This window comes from Nostoc sp. (genome assembly GCF_036917435.1).
Taxonomy (GTDB): domain Bacteria; phylum Cyanobacteriota; class Cyanobacteriia; order Cyanobacteriales; family Nostocaceae; genus Nostoc.
Genome location: NZ_JBALDM010000006.1, coordinates 17,195 through 33,689 on the forward strand (window position 1 = coordinate 17,195; position 16,495 = coordinate 33,689).

Sequence of the window (16,495 nt, forward strand, 5' to 3'; positions counted from 1 at the left end):
TCGCTTTTATCCCATTAAATCATCTGTCGCAGCCTCACCCGGATAAAAGCGATCGCTCAGAATTTCCTCAAAAGGATATAAACATTCATTAGGAAAAGTTGAGACTGGCAGATTTGTTTCTCCCGAAGCTAAATCCCTAGCGTTTTGATATGAATCCTGAAGTGCCTCTTCAAAATAAGGTTTGAGACTAGGATTCTCGCTCAACAACTTGATAATTTCCCGTCGTTGTACTCTAATTGTTGCTAACCAACTACGACTCCGTTGTTCTGGTTGATATTCCCATTTAAACAAATGTCCAATTAATATACTAAGACGATTTCTCAATTCTTGGCGTTCCTTTCTTCCCAAAGATTCGATTTCCTCAATTAAATTGGGTAGATCAAGTTGATTCCATTGCTGATGACGCAGAAGGTTAGCCTGTTCTTGAGTCCAACTATAGAAGTCTGCTTCATAGAAATTTTGCATCAGTTTTTTGCCGTTTTTTAGCTCTGTAGCGTCTAGTCTACATACAGCGTATTGCAGGTAAATGAAGTACACGGGTAGGGGCACAACATGTTGTGCCCCTACGATGATCTATACCTCACGCCTGTTGCAATCTGCTGTAATTGAAAAATCTATAATTCATAATTATGTTTCAGATAAAGATTTAAAGCTTATTTGAAACAAGACTATCTGCATAAGCATTAAGTAAAAAGTCTTTTTAATTACGAATTACGAATTACGAATTAAAAAGTCACTACACTCCGAATTGATTCACCTTTGTGCATCAATTCAAAAGCATGATTAATTTGCTCAATGGGCATAATATGAGTAATCAAATCATCAATATTTATCTTACCTTCCATATACCAATCAACAATTTTTGGCACATCTGTACGCCCTCTAGCGCCACCGAATGCTGAACCTTTCCAAACGCGCCCAGTTACTAATTGAAAAGGACGAGTACTGATTTCCTGTCCAGCACCAGCAACACCAATAACCACACTAACGCCCCAACCCTTATGGCAGCATTCTAATGCTTGACGCATAATTTTGACATTACCGATACATTCAAAACTGTAATCAGCACCGCCTTTTGTTAAATCAACCAGATAAGGAACTAAATCGCCCTCTACTTCTTTGGGATTAACAAAGTGCGTCATGCCAAACTTTTCTGCCAAAGCGCGTTTGCTGGGATTAATATCTACCCCAACAATCATATTCGCCCCTACCATCCGCGCCCCTTGGATGACATTTAAACCAATACCACCCAAGCCGAAAACTATGACATTTGCTCCCGGTTCCACCTTGGCAGTATTGATAACTGCACCAATACCAGTAGTCACGCCACAGCCAATGTAACAAACCTTTTCAAATGGGGCATCTTCCCGAATTTTTGCCAGGGCGATTTCCGGCAGCACCGTATAGTTGGCAAAAGTGGATGTACCCATATAATGATGAATCATCTGCCCATCGATACTAAAGCGGCTAGTGCCATTGGGCATGACACCGCGTGCTTGAGTGAGGCGAATGGCTTGACAAAGATTCGTTTTGAAGCTGAGACAATATTCGCACTGGCGGCATTCGGGAGTGTATAGGGGAATCACATGATCCCCTGGTTTCAGACTCGTGACACCAGCGCCTACTTCCACTACCACGCCAGCACCTTCATGTCCCAAAATTGCCGGAAACAAACCTTCAGGATCGTCACCAGATAGGGTAAAAGCATCGGTATGGCAAACTCCACTGGCTTTCATCTCAACTAATACTTCACCGGCTTGTGGCCCCGACAGTTGAACAGTTTCAATCGTTAATGGCTTACCTGCGCCGTAAGCTACTGCTGCTTTAACTTGCAACGTCAGCCTCCTATATTTTATTTGACATTCTCCCTAGTGCTGAAACACGAGGATTATTTCACTTGAACATAATTGAGCGCATGATACACTTTTGTATCACTTCATCTTATTTACTTAAGGACAGATGATCGCCGCTATAAGGATAAATCTTACTCTGTTAAAATATCATTCTCTAGCTAGATTAGTTAAAGGTGGTAACAGCTGTTTTGGCAACGATGTAAACTTGATGTCAGCAGCAACCCCCAAATAATTTGTCCACCCCTAGATTAATACATTATTTTGTTACAGCTTATGAACCCTGCCCTAACTCAAATTGGCGCTCAAATGTCTAACCTGACTGGCGTAAGAGCAATCATGAAGGATATTATCGAGACTTTACGAGGGGGCACAGGGCAGCAGTTTATTAATTTGAGTGCTGGTAATCCGTTGATTTTGCCAGAAGTAGAGCAGTTATGGCGAGATTGTACCGCACAGCTTTTAGCTAGTCCAGAATATGGTGAGGTAGTTTGTCGGTACGGCTCAAGTCAGGGTTATGCACCATTAATTGAAGCGATCGCTAATGATTTTAACAAACGCTACGGGTTAAACTTAAGCGATCGCAATATCCTCATCACCCCCGGTAGTCAAACCCTCTACTTCTACGCTGCAAATACCTTCGGTGGCTACACTCCTAGCGGCGAGTTAAAACAAATAGTTTTACCCCTCAGCCCTGATTACACAGGTTACGGCGGTGTTTGCTTAGTTCCAAAAGCCTTAACTGCCTACAAACCAACTCTCGATATCGATGCAGCCGCCCATAGATTTAAATATCGTCCCGACTTCAGTAAACTTACGATTACAGAAAATACGGGTTGTGTTCTCTTCTCACGCCCCTGTAATCCTACTGGTAATGTCCTCACTGATGATGAAGTAAAAAAGATTGCTGCTTTGGCTGCACCTTATAATTTGCCCGTGTTAATTGATTCGGCTTATGCGCCTCCCTTCCCAGCGTTGAACTTTACTGAAATGACACCAGTGTTTGGTGAGAATATCTTACACTGCATGAGTTTATCGAAAGCGGGATTACCAGGAGAACGAATTGGTATTGCCGTTGGGGATGAAAAATGGATTGAAGTACTGGAGTGTTTCCAGGCAAATATGAGTCTCCATTCTTCACGTTACGGCCAAGCGATCGCAGCTTTTGCAATTAATTCTGGAGCCTTAGTAGAAATTTCTCACACTGTCATCCGTCCCTTTTACCAGAATAAGTTTGCCGTTTTAGAAACCAGCTTAGAACAAGCAATGCCCAAGGATTTACCTTGGTTTCTCCATCGCGGTGAAGGAGCAATTTTTGCTTGGTTGTGGTTAGAAGATTTACCCATCACTGACTGGGAATTTTACCAGCAATTAAAGCAAGTAGGTGTGATTATTGTCCCTGGAAGTAGCTTCTTTCCTGGTTTAGAGGAAGAATGGGCGCACAAGCACCAATGTTTCCGCGTCAGTCTCACAGGTACAGATGAAGAGATAGCCACTGCTATGCAACGTTTAGCAAAAGTTGCTGAAGAAGTTTATAAAAGTGCGGCGGTGACTGCCTAATAGGGAAAGTATATATGAAACACGAAGAAGCCAACAAAGAGATAGAGAGCAAAGGCACAGAGGCGCAGAAAAGCAGAAGAGGAAGAGGATCAAAAAAGTCCAGTCCCCAGTCCCCAATCCCTAGTCCCCAGTCCCTAGTTCCCAATCCGCAATCCCCAGCCCCCAATCTCGACGATTGGCTAGAAATTGGTAAGATTGTTTCCCCTCAAGGATTGTCTGGAGAATTAAAGGTTTATCCTGTATCTGACTTCCCCGAAAGATTTGAGGTGCCGGGAAAACGTTGGTTGTTGCGTTTAGATGGCACAGAACCGCAACCAATAGAATTATTGACAGGACGTTATATTAGTAACAAAAATTTGTATGTAATCAAATTAGCTGGCGTGGAAAATTGCGATCAGGCCGAGGCGTTGCGCGGTTGTAAGTTAATGGTACCAGTTAGCGATCGCCCCCAATTAGGCAAAGGTGAATATCATGTCCTCGATTTGATTGGCGTAGAAGTCTTCATGCAAGCGTCAGGCGAACTCGTTGGTACGGTGGTAGATATCATCGCCGCCGGCAATGACTTGTTAGAAGTCAAGTTGCACCCGTCTTTTACCACTGACGAAGGACAAATGACAAATGACAAAAAACAAAAGACTGTTTTGATTCCATTTGTAGAAGCGATCGCACCAGTCGTAGACTTAAAATCTAATCGCATTGAAATTACGCCGCCGCCTGGGTTGTTGGAAATTAATAATTCGTAATTATTACCCCACGAATGAATCTGAGAAAATGAGAGGTAGCGATCGCTTTCCATTCTGTACTGAAAGACAAAAATTTAGTCACAAACGCTGCAAATATTCCTCATTGGTTAGATGGCCATTATCTGGAAAAAAAGTATACTTGCTTACTGATGAACCCATCAAAATCCTTTTTGTAATGGAGTGTCGATAATGACATTAGCAACAACTCCACAGACAAAGCCTTTAACAGATGAAGAATTACGTCAGATAAACGCCTACTGGCGTGCAGCTAACTATCTTTCCGTTGGCCAGATATATTTACTGGATAATCCGCTACTCAGAGAACCGCTAAAGCTGGAACACGTCAAACCCCGGCTTTTGGGTCATTGGGGAACAACACCAGGGCTGAATTTGATCTATGTTCACCTGAATCGGGTCATCAAAAAATATGACTTAAACACCATTTATATTGCTGGGCCTGGTCATGGAGGCCCTGGACTGGTAGCCAACACCTACCTAGAAGGCACTTACACCGAGTATTATCATAACATCTCCCAGGATGCTGAAGGAATCCAGAAACTCTTCAAACAATTCTCTTTTCCTGGTGGTATTCCTAGCCACGTTGCACCAGAAACTCCTGGTTCGATCCACGAAGGTGGGGAATTAGGTTATGCCCTCGTCCATGCTTTTGGTGCAGCCTTTGATAACCCTGACTTGATCGTTGCTGCTGTTGTGGGTGACGGCGAAGCTGAAACGGGTGCTTTAGCAACTAGCTGGCATTCCAACAAGTTTCTTAACCCCGTGCATGATGGGGCTGTATTGCCGATTCTACACCTGAATGGGTATAAAATTGCTAATCCAACAGTACTTGCACGGATTAGTCATGAAGAATTAGAAAGCTTATTTGTGGGCTACGGCTACAAGCCCTACTTTGTCGAAGGTGACGATCCCGCAGATGTCCACCAGCAGATGGCGGCGACTCTGGATATAGCGATCGCGCAAATTCAAAGCATCCAAAGAGAAGCCCGTGTACATGGTTTCACTGAACGTCCCCAGTGGCCAATGATTGTCTTGAAAACCCCCAAAGGTTGGACAGGGCCCAAAGAAGTAGATGGCAAAAAAACTGAGGGTTCTTGGCGATCGCACCAAGTCCCCTTTGGCAATATCGCCAAACAGCCAGAACACCTGAAACTCCTAGAAGATTGGATGAAGAGTTACCAACCAGAAGAACTCTTCGACAGCAACGGTAAACTGATTCCAGAATTAGCAGAACTGGCTCCCAAAGGTCATCGACGCATGGGTGACAATCCCCACGCCAACGGCGGCATTTTGCTGCGCGACCTGAAGATGCCCGACTTTCAAGACTATGCTGTAGCTGTTCTCAAACCAGGTCAGGCGATCGCTGAAGCTACTCAAGTTGCAGGCAAATTCCTCCGGGATATCATGCAACTTAACCAAGAAACCCGCAATTTCCGCATCGTTGGCCCCGACGAAACAGTATCAAACCGCTTGGGCGCTGTGTTGGAAGTAACAAACCGGGATTGGGTAGCCCAAATACTCCCGGAAGATGATCACCTTTCCCCCGACGGTCGGGTAATGGAAATTCTCAGCGAAACTAATTGTCAAGGATGGTTAGAAGGGTATCTCCTCACAGGGCGACACGGGTTATTTTCTTGCTACGAGGCATTTATCCACATCATTGACTCGATGTTCAATCAGCACGCCAAATGGTTAAAAACGACCAAACATATTCCCTGGCGTAGACCGATTGCTTCCCTCAATTACCTACTCACCTCCCACGTTTGGCGGCAAGACCATAACGGCTTTTCCCACCAAGATCCCGGTTTTATCGACCATGTAATCAATAAGAAAGCAGAGATCGTTCGGGTATATTTGCCCCCCGATGCCAACACTTTGCTATCAGTAACTGACCATTGTTTAAGAAGCCGCAACTATGTCAACGTCATCGTTGCCGGAAAGCAACCAGCATTGCAATATCTTGACATGGATGCTGCTATCAAGCACTGCACCAAAGGTATCGGCATTTGGGAATGGGCAAGCAACGACCAAGGTGGCGAACCAGATGTAGTAATGGGTTGTGCTGGGGATATCCCCACCTTAGAAACCCTCGCGGCTGTGGATATTCTGCGCCAGAACTTCCCTGACTTAAAAGTGCGGGTAGTGAACGTAGTCGATTTGATGACACTACAACCAAAAAGCGAACATCCCCACGGTTTGAGTGAAAAAGACTTTGAGACAATTTTCACCACAGACAAACCGATTATCTTTGCCTTTCATGGCTATCCTTGGCTGATTCATCGCCTAACTTATCGCCAGACAAACCACCATAACTTGCATGTGCGTGGCTATAAAGAAGAAGGAACCACTACCACTCCCTTTGATATGGTTGTGCTTAACGATTTGGATCGCTTTCACCTAGCAATGGACGTAATCGCTCGTGTACCAAAGTTAGGATATAGGGCAGCTTATGTCAAACAAGAACTGCAAGATAAGCTAATCGAACACAAGCACTACATCCAGAAGTACGGCGACGATATGCCAGAAATTCGTGACTGGAAGTGGCCTTATTAACAGGAGATAAGGGGAAAGAGGCAGAGGGGAAACTATCCTCTCTGCTTCTCTCTTTATTGAAGAAGAATTCAGAAGTCAGAATGGGCTGAACGCCCCGCTATTCGCGTACAGGAGTCAGAATAAATCAGTCGGGGATTCAGCGCAAAGTGCGGTCTTGGGGTCTCCCCAAGAGGAGCAACTTTGTAAGAGAGACCGGCGCAGGATTTTGAGCTACTGAACGGTAGTTCAGTAGGGGTTTTAAACCCAATTATTCATCCACCAGTCGTACAGAATACCCAACTGAATTCTGACTCCTGACTCCTGAATTCTGTTCGATAAAAGTAGATTTATCAAGCGCTTGTGGACTATAAAGTAATACCCTTGGCTTAAGAAAACTTTTCTTTCTCTTTCTTCTGTCTTCTCTGCACCTCTGTGGTGATGCCTCCGGCACGCTCGAACGTTAAAAAAATGACTTTTACAAAGACTTCTAACCTTAACCAAAGCGTATTGGACTATAAACACTATTAAACTTACATAATGTAAAGCAATATGTTACATTGATTTTGCTAGATATTCTGCATCTATGAGCTTAATATTCTGGAGATGTGATTTTGCTCAATGCGATCGCAAAAATTATTACTAAATAATTGTAATAATATTTAACATGAGTCTAGGTTGTGTAATTTAGATTAACTATTGCAGAGAAATTATCTCAGAGTTAGTAAAATGAAAAATACTAAGGACGCAACTATTTTATAGATTAGCTATTCTAGAACTGTAGACTATGTTTTCAGTCCTGAGTTACTTCCGTATTTTGCCTCTGAAGGCATAGCAATCAAGACCACACACCAAATCCTTCATTAAGATATCCCACAAATCATAATGGCTGTGATTGAGAAGAAAAGAACTCGCGATCTGCCCCAAATTAACGAAAGAATTCGCTTCCCGAAAATTCGGGTCATTGATACAGATGGTGCCCAACTGGGAATTATGCCCCCACAGGAAGCACTACAACTAGCAGAAGAGAAAGAGTTAGATTTGCTGCTTATAAGTGACAAAGCTGATCCGCCAGTTTGTCGGATTATGGACTACGGGAAATACAAGTTTGAGCAGGAGAAAAAGGCGCGGGAAGCCCGGAAAAAGCAACATACAGCTGATGTCAAAGAAGTTAAGATGCGCTACAAAATAGAAGAACACGACTACAACGTGCGTGTTAAGCAAGCAGAGCGCTTTTTGAAAGATGGCGATAAAGTCAAAGCAACTGTGATGTTCCGGGGTCGAGAAATTCAACACAGCGACCTAGCAGAAGATTTGCTCAAGCGAATGGCAACAGATTTGGAGCCTTTTGGTGAGCTTCAACAAGTGCCTAAAAAAGAAGGGCGAAACTTGATGATGCTCATCTCGCCCAAAAAATAATCCTCTAACTGTTTAATAGACTATGTTGAAAATCCCCTGGTTAGAAGTCAGGGGTTTTTTCGTTTTTCCTTTGGGAATTGCAGGGATCAGAAGCCGTCTAAAGTTTTTAGGTAGTTTAAATTTATCTCAAATAGATAGTCTTGAGGGCTGAGTGGGAAAGATAATACTCAGTTGCTCAGGACTTTTGCTATTTCCAGGGGATAAGGGAATTGGGAATTGGGAATTGGGAATGGGGAATTGGGAATTGGGAATTGGGCATTGAACATGAAGAAGATACAATGACTTGTTCAATAATTCCTCCTTGTCTTCCTGCCTCCCCTGCCCCCCCCCGCTCCCATTACGGGGTGATACTACCAGAAAATAAAATTGCATGGAACTGAAAAATCACTGGTTGGCTATAAATAAAGTTGCTTTACCACGACTACTACAGTGGGTAAATCTCCGACCAGAGGAGAGCGAACGAACTCAGATAATGTTTGTTTTTTACACAACTGTGTGTGTAGGATTGCGGTGGGCGGAAGACAGTACGGTGGCGCTATTTTTGGATGAATATGGGACTCATTTGCTGCCGTGGATGTATATTGCCAGTGCTGTTATGAGTGCAGGGCTGGTTTTTTTATACTCTTGGCTGCAAAGGATTTTTCCCTTACGTCAGGTGATTGTGGCGATCGCACCTTGCATGTTGATGCCATTACTACTATTAGTTGTATTACGTTGGGGATCTAATATTTCCTACCTGGTAGTTATTTCGGCCTTTCTGCTGCGGCTATGGGTAGATGCCCTTTATGTAGTCAATGACCTCAACACCTCCATTGTCGCTAACCAAATATTTAACATTCGGGAGATTAAACGCACTTACCCACTGGTGAGTAGTGGTCTTTTGGTAGCAGATGTAATTAGTGGCTTTAGTTTGCCTTGGCTAGTGCAATACACATCGCTAAATAAGATCATCTTTATCGCCTGTCTAGTGATTTTATTAGGATCGGGGATTTTATTGTATTTAACTCATCATTATCGAGCAGCTTTTCCTGAAACCCCACAAAGATTAGTTCCTGAAGAACAAGCTTCACGAGAGCGTTTCATTAAAAGTCCTCTGAAGCGCTATGTTTGGCAATTATTTGCTTTTGTCGGTCTATTGCAAGTCATTGGGTTATTAATAGATTTTCAATATCTGCGCGAACTCAAATCCAATATGAGCGACCGAGAACTCGCCAGTTTCTTGGGTCTTTTTGGTGGGATGTTGGGACTGTGTGAGTTGTTATTGCAGTGGTTTATTTCCAGCCGACTCATTGAACGGATGGGGGTATTTTTTACAGCGACACTTTTACCAATCACCGTAGGCTTTTCATTACCAGCAGTGCTGGTATTTTTCCATTTAATTCCAGCCATCCAATCGCAAAGCTTTTTCTGGGGTCTGATAATTGTCAAATTCTGCGATGAACTTCTGCGCTATACCTTTGTGATGAGTAGCGGCCCCATCCTGTACCAACCAATTCCAGAATCAATTCGCAGCCGAATGCAGACTTTATCGGGTGGAACTGCCGAAGCGATCGCAACAGGTTTGACAGGAGCGCTAATTTTTGCAACTATATTGTTTTCTGGGCGGTTTGTACCCGTAGACTTGCAAAAGTGGGTGTTAGTAGCAGAAACAATGCTGATAGCTGCCACTTGTTTAAAAGTAATTTGGGAATTGCGATCGCGCTACGTTGAACTGTTAGTCTTGAGTGTGGCACGAGGCCAGTTGAGTGCCACCAATGTCGGCTTACGATTTTTCAAGCAAGGTGTAGTCAAAGCCTTGGAAGAAAAAGGCAGTGAGGCCGATAAACGCTCTTGTATTGAACTTTTAGCTCAAATTGATTCCCAAGGTGCTACGGAAGTTTTAGCACCTTTATTACTCAAGTTAACCCCAGATTTGCAACGCCAAAGTTTGGAAGTAATGCTGACAGCAGGTGCAAATCCCGCTTATCTATCCGCCATCCGTCCTTTGTTAGAACAACCCCAAGAAACTAACCCTGAAGTTTTCGCCCTAGCGTTGCGCTACGTTTGGCTAGCTGAACCAAATCCCAATTTAAGTATTTTAGAAGAATATCTGAATCCCCGCCAAAACTCACTCATCCGCGCTACCGCCGCCGCCTTAGTCTTACGCCAGGGAACGCCGATGCAAAAGGTAGCAGCTACCCAAACTATGCGCCGGATGTTAACTCATAAGAAAGAACGGGAACGGGTGAATGGAGTCAGAGCGCTGAGAGAAGCAGTTTATTTGCAGGCATTACGGATTCACATCCCGAATTTATTACAAGATGAGTCATTACGGGTGCGCTGTGCTGTATTGGAAATGATTTCAGCAACCCATTTAGAAGAGTACTATTCAGCACTGATTGCAGCACTTTATTACAAATCAACCCGCACTACAGCAATGTCAGCCCTAGTGCGACTAGAAAATGAAGCTATAGAGATGCTATTACGGTTAGCTACCAATATTTACAAACCAGAAATAGTGCGAATGTATGCTTGGCGTACTATTGCTCAAATTGCTACTCAGGAAGCATTAGAGACTTTATGGGAAAACTTAGAGACATCCTGGGGTATAACTAGAGATCATATTCTTCGTAGCTTACTAAAAATACATAAACAACCCGGAATTAAAGGTTTAGTAGATCGGTTTTATGAAAGTCGAGTAGAAAATTTAATCGAACAGGAATTAAAGTTTTTAGGCGAGATTTATGCCGCATATATTGACTTTAAAACATTAGATGAAAAAGAAAATTATCAATCACGTCAAAGGATTGTGATTGTCTCTGAGTTATTGCAACGCGCCCTTTTAGAATTGGAATTAGATGTTAAAGAGCGGCTGCTGCTATTACTGAGACTGCTTTACTCGCCAGAAAAGATGCAAGCCGCAGCATTTAATCTGCGATCGCTCTCAGTGGTAAACTTAGCACGCGGATTAGAAATCCTAGAGCATACCATAACTTTGCCTTCAAAGTCTTTGTTAATCAATATTTTAGATAATCGACCGCAGTCAGAAAAATTGCAATATCTTGTCGAAGCTAAGATCCTAGTCTATGAGAATATGCTAGTTAGCGATCGCCTCCACAGATTGCTGATGTTGGGTAACTTCCTTTCTGATTGGTGTCTAGCTTGCTGTTTCCATTTTGCTCAAGTAACTCGCATCAGACTGACAAGTTACGAGATTTTAGTGAGTTTGCGTCATCCAACAGGCTTTGTTAGAGAAGCTGCGATCGCATACTTGAATATGGTTTCACATCGCGTTCTTTTGCAAATCTTACCCCAGCTACAAAAAGATCCACATCCTTTGGTAGCTGCTCAAGTTAAAGAGTTGCTCGAAAAATACCAATTCAAAAATTACAAATAATTTTTTTATTTCCATTGCTGCTAAGTAGGGGCGTACAGTTGTACATCGGTATCAACTTAAGCTCAAATGCTTATTACACAGTCGTTTTAGCCCACCCTAACCCTCCCCTTTATAAGGCTATCCATTATAAACATCTTTCTTAACAGAAAAGTTGACAGGAGTCAGGAGTTGTGTATTAGAAGATGAAGAGAAAAAATCAGCAATGATGGGGAAAATTAAGATGAGAATCAAAAAAACAGCAAAAAGTCGAATGAGTTCATGACAACTTAGGTGTGAACAGCTCATCAGAGGAATCGAAGCACTCACACCCAAAAAATTGACTCAAGATGAGGCAAGAATCAATGATAGAGAGACTGACAAAGTTGCCAACCTTCAACGAGATCATGTAATCGAGTCAAGCCAAGCCAGAGAACTTTCACACCCGGAGAGGCATCATGTTTGCGACCTAAAAACCCACCCAGTCGAGCAATCCAATTCACAACTTCAGCCAGAGTAGGTGGTGATGTATGAGGGTAAAGTTGATGATGAATGGCGCTATAGAACCCATTTGGTATCTTTTAGGCGACCAAGTAGAATCAACACAAATAGGTGGATTCAAGCAGTGAGGGTTGAAAATAGTGTATTCAAGCGACGTGACAGACAAAGAGTGGGAAATTATTGAGCCATTATTGCCGACTAAGAAAAAAACTAGACCACCTTTGTGGACAAAGCGACAAATTCTTGACGGTGTATTTTATCAACTCAAGAATGGTTGCAATTGGGCTGATTTACCTAAAGATTTTCCGCCCTATTCCACTGTATTCTGGCATTACAAGCATTGGTGCAGCGAGGGTATCCTTGACAATATTATGACCACTTTGCATGGCAGGGCGCGCGAACAAGTAAAAAAAAACCGCAGTGGACGACCCTAATAATAATTGACTCGCAAGCAGTAAAAAACACTTGTAATGCTAGCGTTGAATCCAAAGGGTTCTGTTTTTACAAAGCAACAAATGGGATCAAAAGACATCTAGCAGTTGATATACTGGGCTTCCCCTTCTTTACGCACTGTACTAAAGCCAGTGTATCTGATGACCTTGGGTTGATTGAGATGCTCTCAATTAACATCGATTATTTCAAATCCAAACCGATTAAGCTACCTAAGATTACAATCTTGATAGATCATGGCTATCATCCTGATAAACTTACCCAAGCGTTAGAGCAGATTTATCCTCAAATCATGAGCAAAATCCAATTTGAACTTTCAGCCAAGCCATCGAAAGCCGAAAAGGAAGCTAATGGAAAATCTGGATTTGTGCCTGTTGCCGCTAGATGGGTAATTGAAAGGTCAAACGCTTGGGTGGAGCGATGTAAAAGTTTAGTCAAAAATTTTGACCGGACACTCGCTCGTGCCAATGCCAAGCTCAAGCTTTGTTTTATCAGATTGATGCTCAGAAGACTAGCTGCTAACTAGAAAAAAGATATCAAATGGGTTCTATAAAGGGGATTTAGGGGGATCAAACCACATTTTGCACTCAGCATAGAGATGTGTGTACACCGTAGCCTTAGTAAGGAGAGGGAAGCCGGAGGCAGTCTGGTTGAAATGCTTTTCCATCGGCTTTCTGATGAATGATGAATTATTGACAATTTTTTGATTTCTGCAAGCTGCACACTCGTGACTTCCAGTCATGAGAAAAGCAATCCATATTCTGATACACTATCACTATATAGATAGCGAAAACCAAGGTAACAGAACCAGGACAACTAAAGATATGGGGTTCTACTCGGAAATGGGTACATTGTGCCGTATGCTTGTAGTAGGTAAAATCTTTAAGGTACTGAGGTTGAACATACTTTTAAGGTAGTTGTTCAAAAGTCGCCGCCGGTGCGTCGGAGACTCATCAAAACGCCTGTGGAGAACCCATAAGACCTGGAGCTATTTAGGCAGGGATCTATGAAGCAGGAATCGCGTGACTCGTTAGTCATGCGAGGTTCAAAGATTGATGCTTTGCCGAACGCTGTTATCTCCATGTCCTCCCAGGTATCTCTTCCCCGATCGCTCGATCCATACTTACCCCTGACTGCTCTTGCGCCCATGCAGGACGTGACAAACCTTTGGTTTATGAAAGTCATTGCCCATTACGGCAGCCCTGACTACTTCTTCACCGAGTACTTCCGCGTCAATGATACCTCACGGCTCAATCGTAGCATCTTAGCAGCAATCACCGAAAACGACACGGGTCGCCCCGTTTTTGCTCAAATGATTGGCGAAAGTATTCCAGACTTAGTAAGAACAGCAATTGATCTCTGCCGCTATAATATCGCTGGAGTTGACTTGAACATGGGTTGTCCAGCACCTAGAATCTATCGTAAAAAGGTTGGTGGTGGATTGCTGCTTTTACCAAAAAAAGTGGATCGAATTTTGGCAGAATTGCGGCAAGCAGTGAACGATCGCCCTTTGACTGTCAAGATGCGCGTAGGCTTTGAGAATACGGATAATTTTTACGAAATTTTAGATTCGATCAATCGCCACAACATTGATTTACTGAGTTTACATGGTCGCACAGTGAAAGATATGTATCGCGGCGCAGTGAAATATGATTTGATCGCTGAAGCCGTCAAACGAGTCCATTGTCCAGTGCTTGCTAACGGTAATATCAACTCTGCCACAACTGCTATTGAAGTGCTTTCTCAAACAGGTGCGGCTGGTGTAATGGTGGGGCGCTGGGCGATCGGCAATCCTTGGATTTTTAGTCAAATTCGGCAGGCTTTGCGAGGAGAAGCGATCGCGCCCGTTCCTTTGGTAGAGGTACGCAACTATATCGATCGTTTATGGCAAACTCCCACAGCAGCAAGTATGCCAGAGCGATCGCGCGTCGGCTACCTAAAAATGTTCCTCAACTACATTGCTCTAAGTGTTGACACTGAAGGCCATTTTTTGCGCCTGATGCGACACACCCAGACCGAATTAGAACTGTTTAGCCTCTGCGATCGCACTCTTCTTGATAATAGTACGAAAACTTTAGCCCTAGCACCCTCCTTGAGTGTGTAACTATAGCGCTTCTCGAATGGAAAATACAATTACTTTGACCTCTCTCCAAACCTCTCCCCTACAAGGGGAGAGGCTTTGAATCTTAGTCCCCAACGCTAGTAGGGAAGGGGCTGGGGGTTAGGTCTGTATTTCGTGCAATTGAGAACTGCTATATGTTTGGCAGTCGGTTGATTAATGCTGACATAACGAGAATCTTTATGTTACAACTTGGCAGGTCAATTCGATACATGGAGTGAGTGAATCAGATTTTGGGAATAATCCTCATAGTGTTTGAAAGCATCGTTTTGGTTAGGCTTCACGCTATGAGAGCGCGATTTATCGGGAAAAATCTGATTTTTGGCTGTTTATCTCTTGTATTTTGCTGCATTTGGTGGATTTATTTGTCATTAATTCCAGTACATGCAACCTCTACAGGGTCGATTGATACTCTGCGACAACAGCAGCAACAAATGAACCAGCAGCGTCAGGGTGTGGTTAACGATCGCAATCGCTTAACAAATCTCCAAAATGAGGCGCAAAAACACCTCACTGGTTTAAAGCAAAATCTGCAAACTACAGATAGCTATATTCAAGAGAGCGAATCACGATTACAACTTGCTACTCAACGCCTCCAGCAATTGGAAACAGATTTAGCGGTAGCGGAACGTTCATACCAGGAGCGGCAGATAGCAACAGTAGCACGATTGCGCTATCTCCAGCGATCGCCTGCATCTGTTGGATGGGCAGTTTTGCTCCAAAGTCAAAACATTAGCGACTTTATTAGCCGTCGTCATCAGTTGAAGTTAGTGTATCAGGCAGACGAACAAATTTTGGGAAAACTCAACGCCCAAGCAAACTCGATAAATCAACAAAAAACGGGCGTAGAACAGCAAAAAAACGAAATTGCCTTGATTCGTGAGCAACTGTTAGCACAAAAAGCCGATTATCAAACTCAGGCGCAGTCACAATCAGAATTGATTCAACGCCTCAATAGCGATCGCCTCGCCTTGGAAGCCGCACAAAACCAGCTAGAGAGGGAATCCAAAAATTTGGAAGTCTTGATTCAACAAAAGGTAGCAAAAGCCAGAGCAACAGAAGAAGTGCAAACAAAAACCAACAGCCGGACAAGCGTCATCATTCGGGGAACTGGTGTCATGGCATATCCTAGCGATGCTTCTACTAGTAGTCCCTTCGGCTGGCGGATACACCCAATCCTTGGCTATCGTCGCTTTCACGCCGGCTTAGATTTTGCCGCTAGCTATGGTAGTACAATTCGGGCAGCCGATTCGGGAAGAGTAATTTTTGCTGGATGGTATGGTGGTTATGGCAGAGCGGTAATTATCGACCACGGCAATGGTCTGACAACACTCTATGGACATACCAGCGAGTTGTATGTTTCTGAGGGACAAGCAGTTGAACGCGGACAAGCGATCGCTGCTGTGGGTTCTACGGGTTTCTCAACTGGCCCCCACCTCCACTTTGAAGTCCGTCGCAATGGTACGCCCGTAGATCCAGCTAATTATCTTTAACGGATAAACCAAGTTTCTCTAAGCTGCAAATCTTATCATAGACGTGCTATAATGGCTAAGACTAAGGGTGCGTAGCTCAGTGGATAGAGCAACAGATTCCGGTTCTGTGGGTCGGGGGTTCAAATCCCTCCGCGCTCGTTACTTATATCTTGCTATAATTTTTACCAATCATTTGCTTTAGTGTCATCCCAGACTTCTAACTCCAATTCTTGAAGATAGGTGAGGGCACTCTGAATTTGTGCATCTGTTCCTTTTAATTCCAGGTCAAACCAACCATCACCGACGGCATTTGCTCCTAAAATTGCTGCGGTAATATTCACAGTCAGTCCATAGTCAGACACCAGGCGAGAAATTACAGGTTCCTGGTGATAGTCCTTGGGAATTCTTAATCGAATCCTTTTATTTATAAGTGTATTGTCACTAGCCATAATTATCACCATCAAGGGGATTAGACATTGTGG

General features: G+C 43.4%; 14 protein-coding genes and 1 tRNA gene. 10 read left to right on the plus strand and 5 right to left on the minus strand.

Going from position 1 to position 16,495, the window contains the following annotated elements:
- Positions 1-6: 6 nt before the first annotated feature.
- Positions 7-465, minus strand: a complete 459-nt coding sequence (locus V7K98_RS02210) for a DUF29 domain-containing protein (protein WP_335019171.1) — start codon at positions 463-465, stop codon at positions 7-9.
- A gap of 260 nt (positions 466-725) precedes the next feature.
- The gene (locus tag V7K98_RS02215) at positions 726-1,835 is read right to left on the minus strand and encodes an S-(hydroxymethyl)glutathione dehydrogenase/class III alcohol dehydrogenase (protein ID WP_335019173.1); all 1,110 of its coding nucleotides are present in this window, start codon (positions 1,833-1,835) and stop codon (positions 726-728) included.
- Between the two features lie 291 nt (positions 1,836-2,126).
- On the opposite strand from V7K98_RS02215, the gene V7K98_RS02220 reads away from it, so the two are divergent.
- The 4 genes from V7K98_RS02220 to infC all read left to right on the plus strand — a co-directional run bounded on the left by V7K98_RS02220 (position 2,127) and on the right by infC (position 8,119).
- The gene (locus V7K98_RS02220; protein WP_335019175.1) at positions 2,127-3,410 is read left to right on the plus strand and encodes a valine--pyruvate transaminase; all 1,284 of its coding nucleotides are present in this window, start codon (positions 2,127-2,129) and stop codon (positions 3,408-3,410) included.
- Between the two features lie 14 nt (positions 3,411-3,424).
- A complete protein-coding gene (gene rimM / locus V7K98_RS02225; RefSeq protein ID WP_335019177.1) occupies positions 3,425-4,153 on the plus strand; it encodes a ribosome maturation factor RimM in 729 nt (242 codons plus the stop codon).
- 189 nt (positions 4,154-4,342) lie between these two features.
- A complete protein-coding gene (locus V7K98_RS02230; protein ID WP_335019179.1) occupies positions 4,343-6,724 on the plus strand; it encodes a phosphoketolase family protein in 2,382 nt (793 codons plus the stop codon).
- A gap of 861 nt (positions 6,725-7,585) precedes the next feature.
- Complete coding sequence (gene infC / locus V7K98_RS02235; RefSeq protein WP_335019181.1) at positions 7,586-8,119, plus strand: translation initiation factor IF-3; 534 nt, start codon at positions 7,586-7,588, stop codon at positions 8,117-8,119.
- Between the two features lie 126 nt (positions 8,120-8,245).
- Here the strand turns inward: infC and V7K98_RS02240 are convergent, their stop codons facing one another.
- Complete coding sequence (locus V7K98_RS02240) at positions 8,246-8,410, minus strand: hypothetical protein (RefSeq protein WP_335019183.1); 165 nt, start codon at positions 8,408-8,410, stop codon at positions 8,246-8,248.
- 79 nt (positions 8,411-8,489) lie between these two features.
- Here V7K98_RS02240 and V7K98_RS02245 point away from each other — a divergent pair, with 79 nt between their 5' ends.
- The gene (locus V7K98_RS02245) at positions 8,490-11,495 is read left to right on the plus strand and encodes an MFS transporter (protein ID WP_335019185.1); all 3,006 of its coding nucleotides are present in this window, start codon (positions 8,490-8,492) and stop codon (positions 11,493-11,495) included.
- Positions 11,496-11,833: 338 nt separating this feature from the next.
- Here the strand turns inward: V7K98_RS02245 and V7K98_RS02250 are convergent, their stop codons facing one another.
- The gene (locus V7K98_RS02250; RefSeq protein ID WP_442940387.1) at positions 11,834-12,049 is read right to left on the minus strand and encodes an IS4 family transposase; all 216 of its coding nucleotides are present in this window, start codon (positions 12,047-12,049) and stop codon (positions 11,834-11,836) included.
- Positions 12,050-12,112: 63 nt separating this feature from the next.
- On the opposite strand from V7K98_RS02250, the gene V7K98_RS02255 reads away from it, so the two are divergent.
- The 5 genes from V7K98_RS02255 (at position 12,113) to V7K98_RS02275 (ending at position 16,172) form a co-directional block, all read left to right on the plus strand.
- Positions 12,113-12,406 (plus strand): transposase, encoded by a 294-nt coding sequence (locus V7K98_RS02255; protein WP_335019187.1) that lies wholly within the window; start codon positions 12,113-12,115, stop codon positions 12,404-12,406.
- 5 nt (positions 12,407-12,411) lie between these two features.
- Positions 12,412-12,948, plus strand: a complete 537-nt coding sequence (locus V7K98_RS02260; RefSeq protein WP_335019338.1) for a transposase — start codon at positions 12,412-12,414, stop codon at positions 12,946-12,948.
- Positions 12,949-13,503: 555 nt separating this feature from the next.
- The gene (locus V7K98_RS02265; protein ID WP_335019339.1) at positions 13,504-14,526 is read left to right on the plus strand and encodes a tRNA-dihydrouridine synthase family protein; all 1,023 of its coding nucleotides are present in this window, start codon (positions 13,504-13,506) and stop codon (positions 14,524-14,526) included.
- A 302-nt stretch (positions 14,527-14,828) separates the two neighbouring features.
- Positions 14,829-16,034, plus strand: a complete 1,206-nt coding sequence (locus V7K98_RS02270) for a murein hydrolase activator EnvC family protein (RefSeq protein WP_335019189.1) — start codon at positions 14,829-14,831, stop codon at positions 16,032-16,034.
- Positions 16,035-16,099: 65 nt separating this feature from the next.
- Positions 16,100-16,172: transfer RNA gene (locus V7K98_RS02275), tRNA-Arg, on the plus strand.
- Positions 16,173-16,195: 23 nt separating this feature from the next.
- On the opposite strand, the gene V7K98_RS02280 is transcribed toward V7K98_RS02275, so the two are convergent.
- On the minus strand, positions 16,196-16,462 hold the full coding sequence (locus V7K98_RS02280) for an NIL domain-containing protein (RefSeq protein WP_335019191.1): 267 nt from the start codon (positions 16,460-16,462) through the stop codon (positions 16,196-16,198).
- Positions 16,463-16,495: the final 33 nt, after the last annotated feature.